This is a genomic window from Mesorhizobium sp. NZP2298, from assembly GCF_013170825.1.
Taxonomy (GTDB): domain Bacteria; phylum Pseudomonadota; class Alphaproteobacteria; order Rhizobiales; family Rhizobiaceae; genus Mesorhizobium.
On the sequence record NZ_CP033365.1, the window covers coordinates 1,749,775 to 1,764,476 of the forward strand.

Consider the following 14,702-nt stretch of genomic DNA (forward strand, 5'->3'; position numbering starts at 1 on the left):
GTGCAAACTAAAAGGGCGGGGCGACTTCGTCTACCCCACCCCAAGCATTTAATACGCTTTGCCAGAGAGCGTCAAAGCGCCTTCTGCAACTCCGGCAGAATGACAAAGAGGTCGCCGACGAGGCCATAGTCGGCAACCTGGAAGATCGGGGCCTCCTCGTCCTTGTTGATGGCGACGATGACCTTGGAGTCCTTCATGCCGGCGAGGTGCTGGATGGCGCCGGAGATGCCGACCGCGATGTAGAGATCGGGAGCGACGACCTTGCCGGTCTGGCCGACCTGCCAGTCGTTCGGCGCATAGCCGGCATCGACGGCGGCGCGGGACGCGCCGACCGCGGCCCCGAGCTTGTCGGCGACCGGCAGGATGACCTCCTGGAACTTCTCCGACGAGCCAAGAGCACGACCGCCCGAAATGATGATCTTGGCAGAGGTCAGTTCCGGACGATCTGTCTCCGACAGCTTGTTCTCGACGAAGGAGGACAGGCCCGGATTGGCCGCCGCCTTGACGGTCTCGACAGCGGCAGAGCCGCCCTCGGGCGCCGCCTGGAAGGAGGCGGTGCGCACGGTGATGACCTTCTTGGCGTCGGTCGACTGTACCGTCTGGATGGCGTTGCCGGCGTAGATCGGACGCTTGAAGGTGTCAGGCGAGACCACTTCGATGATCTCGGAGACCTGCGCGACATCGAGCAGCGCCGCGACGCGCGGCGCGACATTCTTGCCCGACGAAGTCGCCGGCGCGATGATGGTGTCGTAGCCGCCAGCCAGCGACACGACGAGGGCTGCCGTCGGTTCGGCGAGGCGCTCGGCGAGTTCGTCGGCTTCGGCGAGCAGCACCTTGCTCACGCCCTTCAATCTGGCGGCAGCGTCGGCAGCGCCCTTGGCGCCCTTGCCGGCCACCAGCACATGCACGTCCGAACCGATCTGCAGGGCTGCCGACAGCGCCTTGGCGGTCTGGTCGGAAAGAGTGGCGTTGTCGTGTTCCGCGATGAGGAGAATTGCCATTTTATCTGTTCCTTCCGATCTCAGAGCACGCCGGCTTCATTCTTGAGCTTGTCGACCAGTTCGGCGACGCTCTTGACCTTGACGCCCGCCTTGCGGCCACCCGGCTCCTCGGTCTTGATGACCTTGAGGCGCGGCTTGACGTCGGCGCCGTAGTCGGCCGGCGATTTCTCGTCGAGCTGCTTCTTCTTGGCCTTCATGATGTTGGGCAAAGAGGCATAGCGCGGCTGGTTGAGGCGAAGGTCGGCGGTGATGATCGCCGGCATCTTCAGTTCCACCGTCTGCAGGCCGCCGTCGACTTCACGTGTCACCTTGGCCTTGTCCCCGTCGAGCACGACCTTGGAAGCGAAGGTGCCTTGCGCCCAGCCGAGCAGGGCCGCCAGCATCTGGCCGGTCTGGTTGGAATCGTCGTCGATCGCCTGCTTGCCGAGGATGACGAGGCCGGGCTGTTCGGCGTCAACGACGCCCTTCAGCACCTTGGCGACGCCGAGCGGCTCCGTCTGCTCGTCGGTCTTGACCAGGATGGCACGGTCGGCGCCCATGGCGAGCGCGGTGCGGAGCGTTTCCTGCGCCTGCTGCGGGCCGATGGAAACGACGATGATCTCCTCGGCCTTGCCGGCTTCCTTCAGCCGGATCGCCTCTTCCACCGCGATCTCGTCGAACGGGTTCATCGCCATCTTGACGTTGGCGAGTTCAACCGCCGAACCATCAGCCTTCACGCGAACCTTGACGTTCGCATCCACAACCCGCTTCACGGGCACAAGGATCTTCATTTGCCTGTCACCTCTTCACGCTAGTTGGGCGCGCTATAACAGCCTGCGCCCGTTCTGAGTTGTCGAAAGCCGACATTCCTGACTGAATTCCGGCCAGACGGAATTCTGGCCGGATGGAAATTCTGGTCTTTGCCCGTCTTTGACTGCTCCTTAACAGCCTTGGGCTCGGACGGAGACGTTTCCGTAGTTGGGGCAACCCTTGACGTCAATACGCTGAAAGCGGGTCAAATCGGTTCAGTTTGGGCCAGCAGGGTTTCCCCGGCCCCAACGCGCCGTGGTGGTGGGTGGTTCGGGCGCCGCTGGCTGAGCCGCGACCGGTGGCTGGTCGGGAGCGGGAGCCACGGTATCCTCGTCGGCGCCGGCAAAAAGCGGCACGCCGCGGCTGCGCAGGACAAGCACCAGCACCGCGCCTGCAATGATGCCGCCGATGTGGCAGGCCCAGGAAATCTGATCCTCGCCACCAGCAGCGAACATGAAGACCTGGAACAGCACCCACAGGATAAGCGGGATGAAGGCCGGAATGCGCAGCGGTATGCGGGCAAAGGCAAGCACCCAGACCTTCACCCTGGGATAGAGGATCAGGTAGGCGACGACCACGCCAGCGATGGCGCCGGAGGCGCCGATCAGCGGCACCTGCGAGTCCCAGGCGACGAAGCTCTGGAAGGCGGCGCCGGCGACGGCGCACAGGAGGTAGAAGATGAGGTAGCGGATGTGGCCGAGGGCATCCTCGACATTGTCGCCGAACACCCACAGGAACAGCATGTTGCCGCCAAGGTGGAAGATGTCGGCATGCAGGAAGGAATAGGTGAGGTAGCTCAGGCTTTCGGGGATGACGACAAAGCGAGGGTCGAGTTCGGCCGTGTCATGGACGACGGACGGGATGAAGCCGAGGCCAAGCACGGCGGCGTTGGTGAAGTTCTCGCCGCCGAGCGCGGTGACGCAATAGACCAGCGCGTTGACCACGATCAGGCCGATCGTCACATATTGCAGGCGGATGTGGCGCAGCCTGTTGGTGTCGTAAAGCGGGATGAACATGCGTGTCTGGCCCCTCCCGCTTTCGGTCCGTTCAGCGGTTCTTGCCGGGAACCCATAGCACGTCGGCATTTCCATTGTCATTGACCGCCCGGGCGGCGACAAACAGGAAGTCCGAGACGCGGTTGATGTATTTCAGCCCGTCGCGATTGACATGCTCGCCCGGATCTTGAGCGAGCGCCACCATCAGCCGTTCGGCCCGCCGTGCCACGGTGCGGGCAAGATGCAGGGCAGCGGCAGCCGGCGTGCCGCCGTTGAGCACGAAGGATTTGAGCGGCTGCAGATTCTTGTTGAGGAGGTCGATGTCCTTTTCGACACGGTCGGTCTGCACGGGCGTGATCCGCAAAGGCTCATAGCCAAGCGGCTTGCCGTCGTCGGGTACGGCAAGGTCAGCACCGAGGTCGAACAGATCGTTCTGGATGCGCGAAAGCATGGCATCGATCGCCGGGTGGTTCGCTGCCGTGTGGACACGGGCAACGCCAATGCAGGCATTGGCCTCGTCGACCGTGCCGTAGGCATCCACCCGCAGGTCGGATTTCAGCCGCCGCTCGCCAGTACCGAGTCCTGTTGTGCCGTCATCGCCGGTGCGGGTGTAGATCTTGTTGAGCTTGACCACATCGCCTCCCCAACGGTCCTCATTTGCGGGTGAAATACACCGCCAGCAGGATCAGCACCAGCGCCACGGCCTGCAGCATGACGCGTGCCTGCATCAGCTTGTTCGAGGTGACGCCGGAACCGCCGCGCATCATGTTGATGAGGCCCCGGATCAGCACGATCACCACGGCGGCCATGACCAGAATGGCGAGGATATTGAAGACGGTTGCCATTGTTGCGTTTCCAGTTGTTTTCGCGTTCAGGCGCGTTTGGCCATCAGGCGGTAGAGCATCGATGCCGGCAGGATGCGTTTGAATGCAGCGCCGATCCTGGCCGGCACCGTTACCACATAGTGCGGGCGCGGGCGCCGCGACAGAAGTGCATGGCGCAGAACCTTGTGGACCACTTCCGGCCCAGGCTTCAGCGCCGATTGGCTGCCGCCGGCCCGCAGCCGTTCCAACTGCGCGGCATAGTCCGCACCGTGCACGGAATTTTCGATATCGATGTTTTTCAGGAACCAGGGCAGGCCGTTGCTGGCGATCTTCGATTTCACCGGTCCCGGTTCGATGAGCGAAACATGAATGCCGCTGCCTTCCAGTTCCTGGCGCTGGCAGAGCATCAGGGCCTCGAGCGCATGTTTCGACGCCGAATAGGCGCCGCGAAAACGCACCGGCACGAGGCCGAGTATCGATGAGCAATGGACAATGCGGCCGTGACCCTGGCGGCGCATCACCGGGACCAGACGGCGGGTCAGATCGTGCCAGCCGAAGAAATTGACCTCGAACTGCTCCTTGAGCGCGGCCACCGACAGGTCCTCGACCGCACCGGCCTGCGCGTAGGCGCCATTGTTGAACAAGGCGTCGAGCCGGCCGCCGGTGCGTTCGAGCACTGAAGTCACCAGGGCGGCGATAGAATCCGGTTCGCCGTAGTCGAGGTAAAAAGCCTCGATGCCGTCCGCTTCGAGGGCTGCGATGTCTTGCGGCTTGCGCGCCGTCGCGAACACCCGCCAGCCCTCGGCCTTCAACGCTCGGGCGCAATAGGCACCTATCCCCGAAGACGCGCCGGTGATGATGACGGTGCGCAACTCCGCCGCTGGAGAATTCGTGGTTTGACGAAGGGTTGCCATTTGCCGCATTCACTTCCCATATTCGCGGCGTCTAGACAATCGAAGGGGAGCGCGCGTTTTGCTGCGGAATATTGTCGCCCTGCGCCGCGTGCTCTACGACGCGCTCGGTCATTTCAACACCGATGACGGCTGGGCGATGGCCAGCCATCTGGCGATCACTTCGCTGATGGCGCTGTTTCCGTTCCTGATTTTCGCCACGACGCTGGGCAGCTTCCTTGGCGCCGAGGCCTTTGCCGACACGGCCGTGCACCTGGTCTTCGACACCTGGCCCGATCAGATCGCCAAGCCGATTGCGCATGAGGTGCTGAATGTGCTGACCGTCCGGCGCACCGACCTGTTGACCTATGGCGTGCTGCTCGCCGCCTACTTTGCCTCGAACGGCATCGAGGCGCTGCGCACGTCGCTCAACCGGGCCTATCGCGTCACGGAGACGCGCGGCATCATCTATCGTCGTGTGCAGAGCATCTTCTTCGTGCTGATCGCCACCGCCGGGTTCCTGGCGATCAGCGTGCTCCTGGTGTTCGCGCCGTTGCTGGCGCGGCTGGCGGAAGCCCATTTCGAGTGGATCAAGCCCTATACCGGCACGATCACACTGTGGCGCTACGTCATTGCCTCAACCGTCATCATCGGCGGGCTGTTTGCCGTGCACTACTGGCTGCCGGCCGGCAAGCGCCGCTTCGTCTCGCTGGTGCCGGGCATCGTCTTCACGCTGGCGGCGTGGCTTATCGGCTCGACGATGTTCGCCACTTATCTCGACCATTTCTCGTCCTATGTGACGACCTATGCCGGACTGGCCTCGATCATGATCGCGGTGGTCTTCCTCTACATCGTCTCGGCGATCTTCATCCTTGGCGGCGAGCTCAATGCCGCGATCAGCCGCTATCTGGAGGCGCGTGCAAGAGTCGGCTGAGCCGATACCGGCCGGATTGAGGAGCCGAGAATTGAGGAATTGAACAAGAAGCACACAGCACCAGATTTGGCCGCTTTCCTCAGTTCCTCAGTTCCTCGATTCTTCCCCTGGTCTGCCGCGCCGTTGCCAGGCCAACGCCGAAAGTCGTGATGGCCATGCCGACGATCTGCAGCGCGTTGAGTTGCTCGTCGAACAACGCCCAGGCGATGATCGCCGTTACCGCCGGGACAAGGTAGAACAGCGAGGCGACCTTTGACATCTCGCCGTCGCGGATCATCACCATCAACAGGAAGATGGCGCCCAGCGACAGCACCAGTACGAGCCAGGCCATGGCGAAGATCAGTTCGCCGTTGATGATGACGGTGTGTGTCTCGAAGGCAAGCGCGGCAAGGATCATCAGCGAGGCGCCGCCGACATATTGCCACATGGTGGCGGCCACGAGGTCGCCGCCGGAAGCGAAACGCTTCTGCCAGATGGTGCCGGCGCTCATGCCGAGCACCGAAACCAGCGAGGCGGTCAGGGTCGCGACGGTCACGCCGCCGCCCAGCGCCCCGAGTTTTGGCCACAGCACGATGACGATGCCGATCAGGCCAATGCCAAGGCCAAGCCAGTGGCGCGGCAGGATTGCCTCGCCGAGGAACTTGCCGGCAAGCACCGCCGTGATCAGCGGTTGCAGGCCAACGATCAGGGCTGAAAACCCGGCCGGCATGCCCCTGTGGATGGCCCAGAAGACGGCGCCGAGATAGACGCCATGCATGAGCACACCGGCGCCGGTGGCGTGCAGCGCCTCCTTGCGGGTGGCTCGCTTCGAGCCCAGCACCGGCATCAGGACAGCCAGCAGGATGGCGGCGATGACGAAACGCGCGGCGAGGAAGGTGAAAGGCTCCGCCCATGGCATGGCGTAGCGCGCACCAATGAATCCGGTCGCCCACAGGACGACGAAGGTTGCGGGGATGAACCGCTTGATGCCGTGCATTTTCCGGAGACCGCCGCGTTGGGGAGAGTTGACCGTGGCGATGCTCTAGTCCCGTTCAACGCAGCGTGCAAAATGAAACGATTGATCCATGCATCACGGGAATTCAACGGAGCGGTGGGTTCGACAGGGCTTTCCAGAGCCTCGCTGGGCTCACAGACCAACCATCCGCCTGATGTCGGCAGGTGTCGCGCCGGCCCCGCGCAGCTTGGCAAGGCCGGTGTCGCCAAGGCTCTTCGACAGTTTTCGCCCGTCCGGCCCGAGGATGAGCCGATGGTGGAAGTAGGCGGGTTGCGGCAGCCCGAGCAATTCCTGCAGCAGGCGCTGCACGCCGGTGGCTGAAAACAGGTCCTGTCCGCGCACGACATGGCTGACGCCTTGCAGGGCGTCGTCTACAATGACGGCGAGGTGGTAGCTGGTCGGGATGTCGCGCCGTGCCACGATCACGTCGCCCCAATCCTGTGGACGGGCCTCGACCGGGCGCGTCGCGGATAGCGTCTCATCGGTGAATTCGGTCCAGGCGAGGACCTTGCCGACACGCGCCCTGGCGGCGCCGACATCCAGCCGCCAGGCAAAAGGCTCGTTGCCGGCGATGCGCCGTTTGCGTTCTTTCACCGGCAGCGCCTTGTCGGCGGGGGGATAGAGCGGCACGCCGTCGGGATCGCGCGGCCAGTCACGCCCGCGCTTTTCGCTGTCGGCGATGAAGGCCCTGATGTCGCCTCGGCTCATGAAGGCGGGATAGACGAGTTCTTCGTGGATCAGCCGGTCAAGCACCGCCTGATACTCCGCGAAATGCTCGGACTGGCGGCGCACTGGCTCTTCCCAGCCAAGCCCCAGCCATTTCAGATCCGCAAGCACGCCCGCCTCGAATTGCGGCGTGCAGCGCGTGGTGTCGATATCCTCGATGCGCAGCAGCAGGCGGCCGCCAGTGACCTTGGCGAGCTTCTGGTTGAGCAGCGCCGAATAGGCGTGGCCGAGATGCAGTTCGCCGTTGGGGCTGGGCGCGAAGCGGAATGTCAGGAGCGTCATGTCTCGGGCGGCAATCGGGTTGTGCTGCTGTTTCGGCGGTTGCTACCTTGCGGCACATTCCAGGACAAGGAAACCCATGCAACGCATCGCGACACTGGACGACATTGCCCGCGGGCTCGATGCGCTTTGCATCATCGATCCGCGCCTGGAAAAGGTGCGCGGCATGGCCGGCGAAGTGCCGCTCAGGCTGTCCGAGCCGGGCTTCAGGAGCCTGGCCTCGATCATCGTCTCGCAGCAGGTCTCCCGGGCGAGCGCCGATGCGATCTTCGGCCGGCTGACGAAGCTGGTCGACCCGCTGACGCCGCAGGCGATCCTTGCCGCCGGTGAGGACATGTTTCGCGAGGCCGGCCTGTCGCGGCCCAAGCAGCGCGGACTCATCGCGGTTGCCCAGGCCGTGGCCGACGGGCTCGACCTCAATCACCTCTGTTCGCTCGACGCGACCGATGCGATCACGGCGATGACCGCGGTGCCCGGCATCGGCCCCTGGACGGCGGAAGTGTACCTTCTGTTTGCCGCCGGGCACCCTGACATCTTTCCCGCGCGCGATGTCGCGTTGCAAACGGCGGTCGGCCATGCGCTCGGCATCGACCCGCGTCCGCCGGAGAAAACACTGATCGCATTGGCCGAATCATGGAGCCCGTGGCGAGGTGTCGCATCGCGGCTTTTCTGGTCCTATTATCGCGAAACCAGGGGCAGGGACGCCGCGCCGCCGTCCTGAATCCGCAAAAAAGCATAAAAATCGGGGGGTTTTGACGCTTTGGGCAAGCGACAATCCGCTTCACATCCCTGTCATGTCGGGCTTACAGTATCCGCGCCGTTCGGGTCTAGAACCAAGGAGGTAAACACGTGACGGTTGCCGTATCTCCGGATGGGCTTCCAGCACTGGTGCTGAATGCGGATTACCGTCCGCTCAGCTATTACCCCTTGTCGCTCTGGTCCTGGCAGGATGCCATCAAGGCGGTGTTCCTCGACCGGGTGAACATCGTCGCAGAATACGAGCATGCGGTGTCCTCGCCGACCTTCTCCATGAAGCTGCCGAGCGTGGTCAGCCTGAAGGCCTATGTGAAGCCGTCCAGGCATCCGGCCTTCACCCGCTTCAACGTCTTCCTGCGCGATCGCTTCCAATGCCAGTATTGCGGCACGCCCGAGGATCTGACCTTCGACCATGTCATCCCCCGCCATCGCGGCGGCGCGACGACCTGGGAGAATGTCGTCGCCGCCTGTTCGCCCTGCAACCTCAGGAAGGGCGGCATGATGCCGGCGCACGCCAAGATGTTTCCGCTGCAGAAGCCTTATCAGCCGACGGTGCATGATCTGCACAACAACGGCCGCCTGTTCCCGCCGAACCATCTGCATGAAAGCTGGATGGATTATCTCTACTGGGATGTCGAACTCGAACCATAGAGTTCGGCAGAAATCCGCCATGCTGGCCGCCTGACGCTGCTTTCTGTGCTTCCCCGTTCTACTGCGTCGCAGTAGAACTGTGCTCACGTCCTTAAGTAAGATCCGCTCCGGTTCTCGAAAGCCGCGCCATTCGACTCAGCCTGCCGAATTTCTGCACGAACTCTGCGTCGCGCTGATTTAGTCGCGGGCTAGCGCACCCCGGAACGCGACGGCGGCCAGGATGAGGCTAGCGATGGCGTTCCAGCCGGCCAGCGACAGGCCGAGGATGCGAAGGGCCGCCTTGTCGCAGGAGGGCGGCACGAATTTGTCGAGCGCGTCGAGCACGCCCTTGCCGCCGGTGTCCACCGGGCCGGCGCCCGCCGTGCAGTCGGTCGGGCCGGCCCACCACTGCCATTCGACGCCGGAATGGTAGACGCCGAGATAGAGGCCGTAGAGCATCAAGAGACCGCCAATGCCCAGCAGGCCGCGCGTCAGCCATGCGGGCGCGCGCAGCATCGATGCGATCACCGCCAGCACCATCAGCGGCACGCCGATATAGTAGGGGGTGCGCTGTTCCAGGCAGAGATGGCAGGGGATGTAGCCGCCAATGTACTGGAAGCCGAGCGCCGAGCCGACGGTCGCGGCCATGGCGACGGCGAGAAACAGGGCAGTCCGCGTCCGCTGGCGTCCGGTATCGACATTCATGGTCGCTGTCATGGGTCTTTCGTCCGTTGTGTTCGCCACCCGCCGGGTCCGCTTGCCCTCAAAACCGTCACCCGGTTTTGAGGGCGGGGCCTCAGAGGGCGTATTTGATCAGGATATAGAGCAAAATCAGGGCAGCCGCGGCAGCGCCGACGATCAGGCCAAGGCGCCTTTCGATGAACTCGCGGATCGACTCGCCATAGCGGCGCAACAGCCAGGCCAGTAGCAGGAAACGGGCGCCGCGCGCCACGATGGCCAGCACGATGAACAGCGCCAGATTGACGCCGATGACGCCGGACAGGATCGTCACCACCTTGATCGGCGGCAGGTGCGCCGCACCCGAGGTGATCAGCATCAGGATGATGAAGCCGACGCCCGACGAGGTGCGCAGTTGCTCGAACTCATCATACTTGCCGTAGAATTCGAGGATCGGCCGTGCCAGCGCCTCATAAGCGTAGTGGCCGATGAACCAGCCGGCAATGCCGCCCAGCACCGAGGCGACGGTGGCGATCAGCGCATAGCGATAGGCACGATCCGGCCGCGACAGCGCCATCGGCAGATAGAGCACATCGGCCGGCACCAGGAACACAGAGCTCTCGACGAAAGCGATGAAGGCCAGCCACCATTCGGCGGATTTGCGGGCCGCCAGCGACAAGGTCCAGTCGTACAGTCCGCGAAGCATCGGCTCTCCTACTGCATGTGGTCCAAAATGCGCAGCCGCCCGAGGACAACGGCAGGGATGAAAACAGAGGCACAGGCTTGCGCGTCGGTCCCTTCTGACGCGCCACGCTTCATGCGCCGCCTGTCTAGAAAGATTTTCCGCGCCGCACAATGGCAGCGCCGCCACGAAATCGAAAGGCGCAGTTGGTCGCATCCGGGGATAGCTGAGAATTGGCCAGTTGACGAACAGGCCTCCGACCGTATAGTCCGCGCCCATCCAGGCTGTCCGGCCTGAGCCCCTATGGCGGAATTGGTAGACGCGCTCGACTCAAAATCGAGTTCCGCAAGGAGTGCTGGTTCGATCCCGGCTAGGGGCACCATTCCATGTTCAGTGATCCGTATTGCTCGCCTGCCCATGATGCAGGGCAAACTCCGCCGACAGGATTGAGGGCGAAGACCGGCTACAGCGCCAGCCTGCGCCCTCTCCAATCCGTTCAGAGCGAGTGCTTATAGCCGATCGCGATATTCCATTTGTCGCCCGCGAGATCGTTGTAGGGGGCTGAAGTGGTATCGGTCTTCTTCCAGGAATAGCCAACACTGGCATAGACCGCGTTGGTGGAGTCGATGCTGTAGGTCAAGCCGGTGGCCAGCTTGGGTGTTTCCCAGGTGGTGTTGAAGGCATTGCGGTAGCGGAAGTTGAAGACGTTCCAGGTCCATTGCTTGGAGACCTTCCAATCGCCCGCGATATAGAGGGCGTAGTAAGGAACATTCGCATTGGCATCCGCATCCTTGATGATGCCCGTATCGTGCCAGGTGTAGCCGAGCCCCAGGCTGGGGGTCAGGGTGAAGGCATCCGTGACCTTGATTTTGTAGCCGAGGCTGGCCTCGGCGTAGTACTGGGATTTTCCACCGGTCTTGAAGGTGGGCTGGATAAAGATGCCACCGACGAAATTGTTGTCGAAATTGTGCGAAACGCTGAGCTTGAAATAGGTGTCGGCAAGCGACCGGGCGGTGTTGCTGCCATTGTCGATGGCGTAGAATTCCGGGCTCCCCTCTATTGCAATCGTCCAGGTCGGCGCTGCCGGTGGCGGGGCTTCGACCAGATCGGCGGCAAAGGCTGATGTGGCCATGGACAAGCAGACGCCCAATGGGGCGACGATGGTGCGCAAAAGCATGGTCTTTCCTCGAGATGTAGCGGCGCATCGGGATGGAGCGGCGCGTTGGATGTGGCGGTGATTTTGCTAGGCGCGCGCCATTACAGTTATGTGACGGTGTGCCATTCGTGTGGACGACTTTGCCCATACGGCTCGCGACAGGGTCTCTGCGGTGCAGATTGGCCACACCGACAGCACGCTCACACCAGCCGGTTGCGCGGCGGCCGGGCAGCCATCTAGCCGATGGCTAGAAGGGGGATCCAGTCCCCGAATACATGTCTAAACAGGATCAAGAAGGCCGATCAACAAAGCCACCCAAAGGCCGGGTAGTCGCAGACTGGGTCCGGCATTCAGCGTCGTCTCAGCAGGCTCTTCATCCGATTGCGCAGCAGGCGCGCCATGTTGCGGGTCTCGCGGTAGAGATGCAGTTGCGAGGCGGCCTGGCGGGCGAGGCGGTCGGCGTCCGTGGTCAGCCCGATCACCAGCGTGCCGATCGGCTTGCGCTCGCTCCACAACCTGCTCATCACCGGATGGTCGGGCACCGCGCAGGAATCGGTCATCATGATGTTGGGATCGTCGAGATGCTGCCGGGTGACCTCGATCATCAGCAGCGTACCCGGCGAATAGGCGGCCAGCGTCTCGTCATAGGCCGTCTTCCAGGTATAGGCGACGCCGGCTTCGACGAAGACGATCAGGCAGGCGATGGTGCGGCCGTCGAGCGTCAGCGAATGGATGCGGCACATGTCCTGTTCGGCGAGCCGGTGCACGGCCTCGCGGGCGAAGGCGGCGCGGAAGCGGTCGATCGCCATGGCGGTGCGCTCGCGGCCCTTCCAGCCGGACGCTTCCAGCGTCAGGAAGCTCTCTATGGCGTGGCGGATTTCCTCGGGGCCGCGCGCCACCACATGCTCCAGCCTGCCGAGGTCGGCAAGGCGCCGCTTCAGGCGGCGGAACTCGCGATAATGGTGCGAGCGCAGCGATGCCTTCAGATAGTCGTCGCCGTCGAGTTCGCTCTCCAGCACCGGGCGCAGGGTCTGGCCGGTGGTGACCAGCGTCAGGCCGCGCGTTTCGGCCACGGTGCCGAGCAGGCTCGCCACCGGGCCGTCGAGCCTGATGTCGGGGAGCACGAAGACTTTCGGCAGTTTGAGATGCGGGCGCGACAGCATCGAGAAGAAGTCCTCGACGACGCCGACCGGATCGTCGCGGTCGATCAGCGGCGTGCCGAGCGGACCGAAGGGGCTCGACCAGGTACGCATCACCGGAACGCCGAGCGGGACCACCGGGCGCTCCACCGAGATCGGCACCAGGAGGCGCAGCCGGTTGCGGTATTCGTCGCCGTCGCGGATCACTGCCAGCCGCACTTCACGATCCTCCAGCCGGGGCATGGCGGGTGCCAGGAAGCGCGGGTTGAAGAAGACGTTCGGCTCGATCGTGCGGGCGCAGAGATAGTCCAACTCCTCGACAAGGTCGAAACCGGCCGATGCCGGATAGATGGCAAGCTTGCGCTCGGGCCGGTTGTTGGCGAAGATTTCGATATGGGCGGGGTCGGGGTCGCGCGCCAGCCCGGCAAGACCAGAGACCATGGCGCCGGCGGTGCCGCCGCTTGTTTCCTCGAGCAACGGGATGGCGGCCATCAGGCGGCTCCTTTGGCTGGTACGAAGATCGCCATGACGATGCCGAGCTTGCGCCACACCGTGAAGGACAGCGCGCTGGCCTCGAAGATCATGGCAAAGGCAGTGGCCATGGCCGCGCCCCACAGGCCGAACATCGGGATCAGCACCACGTTGAGGCCGATGTTGAAGGCCAGTGTCATGGCATAGACGGCGGCGCAGATGTTCTGGTTGCCGCTCATGGTGAGGAGGCTCTCGCAAGGGCCGACGGCGGCGCGGGCCACGACGCCGAAGACGAGCAGGAACAGAAGCGGATAGCCCGCAGTGAATTCGGGGCCGAAGAGCACCAGCATGGGTTTGCCCAGCGCCAGCACCAGCAGCGCCATCAGCAGCGAGGGCCAGAAGGTCCACGACACCGTCTCGCGGGCGAAGGCGGCAAGCTTAGCCGGCTCGCCATGGGTGAACTGCGCATAGCGCTGGGCAACGCCGGCCTTGACCGCGAAATAGACGAAATGCACCAGCGCCAGCGTCTTGACCGTGGCGAAATAGACGGCGACGTCGTTGGGATCCATATAGGCGCCGACCATCAGCACGTCGGCATTGGTGAGCAGGAAGAAGAAGCCTTCGACCAGGAAGATCGGCAGCGAGACGATGAACCATTGCGCGAAATGCACCTTCATCGGTCCGGCCGGGATCTGCTTTTCCATACGGTGGGTGACGCCGATCAGCTGGGCAAGCGTGGTGACATAGGTGGCGGCGATCGAGGCGAAGATCGCCGTCCTGGCATCGGCGGCGTAGCCGGCGTAGAGCATCAGCGCCATGAACAGCAGGATCAGCACCGGCCGTATCAGATAGGTTGGCGACAGGGCGAAAAGCGCCCAGCTGTTCGCCCTGGCCTGGCCCTGCAACAGATCCGACACCGCGATCATCGGCAGGCAGATGACCCCGAGGATGAACGGGATCACGTAGTAGTTTTCGATCCAGGGCGCCGCCAGCCAGACGCCGAGCGCGCCGAGCGCGGCGATGATGGTCGAGGCGATCAGCACGAACAGGCGGCTGGCCACGACGATGCCGCGCAGTTCGTCCATCATGCCGCGCTCGCGGTATTCGGGGATGAAACGGATGACCGAGGTGTGGAAGCCGAGGCAGGCGAGGTTGCCGACGATGACCATCGTCACCCAGACAAGTACGAAGATGCCGTATTCGAACGAGCCCATCCAGCGCGCCATCAGCACCTGGCTGATGAATGCGATGACGGCGCTGACGATGCGGATGGAGAAGGCGATGACCGACATGCGGCCGGCCTCGCCGCGTTCATCGGCGGTGAACAGCACGGCGTCGATGCGGCCAAGCAATGGCCCCATGCGCAGCGCCAAGCGCTGCGGCAAGAACCGCCCGGCAGTCGTGGCCGCGGAAAAGCGCACCCCGAATATTCTCCGTTTTCCGCCTCTTTTTTCAGGCCTTGGTGTAGCGGAGACACATTAAGAAACGGTTGGGTGAGGAGCGGTCCGCGCAGCGGACGAAAAGCCAACGATTTGGCTTTTTCGAGCGACGAACGGTGAAGACCCGGTCCGCCTTCGGGCGGATCAAAAGGTCCAGTGGACCTTTTGAAGGGGCTGAACGCCCGAAGGGCAGGGAGCCATAGCGGAGCGCCGGCGACCGCCTAAGTGGGTGAAGCCCAGAATCCGCTTTTCGAGATCCGCCGTGTTGCGGAACACCAACGACGATACGGCTAGAGGACACAGGCCAAATCTTGGAACT

The 14,702-nt window shown here is 63.4% G+C and carries 16 protein-coding genes and 1 tRNA gene; 4 read left to right on the forward strand and 13 right to left on the reverse strand.

What is annotated here, in order from left to right:
• Positions 1–71: 71 nt before the first annotated feature.
• The 6 genes from EB231_RS08505 to EB231_RS08530 all read right to left on the reverse strand — a co-directional run bounded on the left by EB231_RS08505 (position 72) and on the right by EB231_RS08530 (position 4,523).
• Positions 72–1,001 carry an electron transfer flavoprotein subunit alpha/FixB family protein gene (locus EB231_RS08505; RefSeq protein WP_172348422.1) on the reverse strand — a complete coding sequence of 310 codons (930 nt, stop codon included), beginning with the start codon at positions 999–1,001 and terminating at the stop codon, positions 72–74.
• 20 nt (positions 1,002–1,021) lie between these two features.
• Positions 1,022–1,771 (reverse strand): electron transfer flavoprotein subunit beta/FixA family protein, encoded by a 750-nt coding sequence (locus EB231_RS08510; RefSeq protein ID WP_096450679.1) that lies wholly within the window; start codon positions 1,769–1,771, stop codon positions 1,022–1,024.
• A gap of 234 nt (positions 1,772–2,005) precedes the next feature.
• Positions 2,006–2,806: a rhomboid family intramembrane serine protease gene (locus tag EB231_RS08515; protein WP_172348423.1), complete on the reverse strand. Its 801-nt coding sequence runs from the start codon at positions 2,804–2,806 to the stop codon at positions 2,006–2,008.
• Positions 2,807–2,837: 31 nt separating this feature from the next.
• Positions 2,838–3,419, reverse strand: a complete 582-nt coding sequence (locus tag EB231_RS08520; protein ID WP_172348424.1) for a cob(I)yrinic acid a,c-diamide adenosyltransferase — start codon at positions 3,417–3,419, stop codon at positions 2,838–2,840.
• Between the two features lie 19 nt (positions 3,420–3,438).
• Positions 3,439–3,630 carry a twin transmembrane helix small protein gene (locus tag EB231_RS08525; RefSeq protein ID WP_027031242.1) on the reverse strand — a complete coding sequence of 64 codons (192 nt, stop codon included), beginning with the start codon at positions 3,628–3,630 and terminating at the stop codon, positions 3,439–3,441.
• A gap of 26 nt (positions 3,631–3,656) precedes the next feature.
• Positions 3,657–4,523 (reverse strand): SDR family oxidoreductase, encoded by an 867-nt coding sequence (locus EB231_RS08530; protein ID WP_172348425.1) that lies wholly within the window; start codon positions 4,521–4,523, stop codon positions 3,657–3,659.
• A 58-nt stretch (positions 4,524–4,581) separates the two neighbouring features.
• On the opposite strand from EB231_RS08530, the gene EB231_RS08535 reads away from it, so the two are divergent.
• Entirely contained in the window at positions 4,582–5,433 is an 852-nt protein-coding gene (locus tag EB231_RS08535; RefSeq protein ID WP_056576173.1) for a YihY/virulence factor BrkB family protein, read from the forward strand.
• Positions 5,434–5,512: 79 nt separating this feature from the next.
• On the opposite strand, the gene EB231_RS08540 is transcribed toward EB231_RS08535, so the two are convergent.
• Positions 5,513–6,409, reverse strand: a complete 897-nt coding sequence (locus tag EB231_RS08540; protein WP_172348426.1) for a DMT family transporter — start codon at positions 6,407–6,409, stop codon at positions 5,513–5,515.
• Positions 6,410–6,559: 150 nt separating this feature from the next.
• Positions 6,560–7,435, reverse strand: coding sequence for a tRNA glutamyl-Q(34) synthetase GluQRS (gene gluQRS, locus EB231_RS08545; RefSeq protein WP_172348427.1), 876 nt, complete (start codon positions 7,433–7,435; stop codon positions 6,560–6,562).
• Between the two features lie 76 nt (positions 7,436–7,511).
• Here gluQRS and EB231_RS08550 point away from each other — a divergent pair, with 76 nt between their 5' ends.
• Together EB231_RS08550 and EB231_RS08555 are read left to right on the forward strand one after the other, a co-directional pair.
• A complete protein-coding gene (locus tag EB231_RS08550) occupies positions 7,512–8,153 on the forward strand; it encodes a DNA-3-methyladenine glycosylase family protein (protein ID WP_172348428.1) in 642 nt (213 codons plus the stop codon).
• 128 nt (positions 8,154–8,281) lie between these two features.
• Entirely contained in the window at positions 8,282–8,839 is a 558-nt protein-coding gene (locus EB231_RS08555; protein ID WP_027031236.1) for an HNH endonuclease, read from the forward strand.
• 177 nt (positions 8,840–9,016) lie between these two features.
• Here EB231_RS08555 and EB231_RS08560 read toward each other — a convergent pair whose 3' ends face one another.
• Both EB231_RS08560 and EB231_RS08565 read right to left on the reverse strand, forming a co-directional pair.
• Entirely contained in the window at positions 9,017–9,535 is a 519-nt protein-coding gene (locus EB231_RS08560) for a disulfide bond formation protein B (RefSeq protein WP_172348429.1), read from the reverse strand.
• Positions 9,536–9,614: 79 nt separating this feature from the next.
• A complete protein-coding gene (locus tag EB231_RS08565; protein WP_172348430.1) occupies positions 9,615–10,202 on the reverse strand; it encodes a YqaA family protein in 588 nt (195 codons plus the stop codon).
• Between the two features lie 273 nt (positions 10,203–10,475).
• On the opposite strand from EB231_RS08565, the gene EB231_RS08570 reads away from it, so the two are divergent.
• Positions 10,476–10,560, forward strand: a tRNA-Leu gene (locus tag EB231_RS08570).
• A 114-nt stretch (positions 10,561–10,674) separates the two neighbouring features.
• On the opposite strand, the gene EB231_RS08575 is transcribed toward EB231_RS08570, so the two are convergent.
• The 3 genes from EB231_RS08575 to EB231_RS08585 all read right to left on the reverse strand — a co-directional run bounded on the left by EB231_RS08575 (position 10,675) and on the right by EB231_RS08585 (position 14,365).
• Positions 10,675–11,355 carry a hypothetical protein gene (locus tag EB231_RS08575; protein ID WP_172348431.1) on the reverse strand — a complete coding sequence of 227 codons (681 nt, stop codon included), beginning with the start codon at positions 11,353–11,355 and terminating at the stop codon, positions 10,675–10,677.
• A gap of 329 nt (positions 11,356–11,684) precedes the next feature.
• A complete protein-coding gene (locus tag EB231_RS08580) occupies positions 11,685–12,965 on the reverse strand; it encodes a GNAT family N-acetyltransferase (RefSeq protein WP_140772286.1) in 1,281 nt (426 codons plus the stop codon).
• The gene (locus EB231_RS08585) at positions 12,965–14,365 is read right to left on the reverse strand and encodes a lipopolysaccharide biosynthesis protein (protein WP_172348432.1); all 1,401 of its coding nucleotides are present in this window, start codon (positions 14,363–14,365) and stop codon (positions 12,965–12,967) included. Before EB231_RS08585 ends, EB231_RS08580 begins: the two co-directional genes overlap by 1 nt.
• Positions 14,366–14,702 lie beyond the last annotated feature (337 nt).

Coding starts and splice junctions, on each gene's coding strand:
- EB231_RS08505 (WP_172348422.1), bottom strand. CDS start 1,001: ATGGCAATTCTCCTCATCGCGGAACACGACAACGCCACTCTTTCCGAC.
- EB231_RS08510 (WP_096450679.1), bottom strand. CDS start 1,771: ATGAAGATCCTTGTGCCCGTGAAGCGGGTTGTGGATGCGAACGTCAAG.
- EB231_RS08515 (WP_172348423.1), bottom strand. CDS start 2,806: ATGTTCATCCCGCTTTACGACACCAACAGGCTGCGCCACATCCGCCTG.
- EB231_RS08525 (WP_027031242.1), bottom strand. CDS start 3,630: ATGGCAACCGTCTTCAATATCCTCGCCATTCTGGTCATGGCCGCCGTG.
- EB231_RS08530 (WP_172348425.1), bottom strand. CDS start 4,523: ATGGCAACCCTTCGTCAAACCACGAATTCTCCAGCGGCGGAGTTGCGC.
- EB231_RS08540 (WP_172348426.1), bottom strand. CDS start 6,409: ATGCACGGCATCAAGCGGTTCATCCCCGCAACCTTCGTCGTCCTGTGG.
- gluQRS (WP_172348427.1), bottom strand. CDS start 7,435: ATGACGCTCCTGACATTCCGCTTCGCGCCCAGCCCCAACGGCGAACTG.
- EB231_RS08550 (WP_172348428.1), top strand. CDS start 7,512: ATGCAACGCATCGCGACACTGGACGACATTGCCCGCGGGCTCGATGCG.
- EB231_RS08560 (WP_172348429.1), bottom strand. CDS start 9,535: ATGACAGCGACCATGAATGTCGATACCGGACGCCAGCGGACGCGGACT.
- EB231_RS08565 (WP_172348430.1), bottom strand. CDS start 10,202: ATGCTTCGCGGACTGTACGACTGGACCTTGTCGCTGGCGGCCCGCAAA.
- EB231_RS08575 (WP_172348431.1), bottom strand. CDS start 11,355: ATGCTTTTGCGCACCATCGTCGCCCCATTGGGCGTCTGCTTGTCCATG.
- EB231_RS08580 (WP_140772286.1), bottom strand. CDS start 12,965: ATGGCCGCCATCCCGTTGCTCGAGGAAACAAGCGGCGGCACCGCCGGC.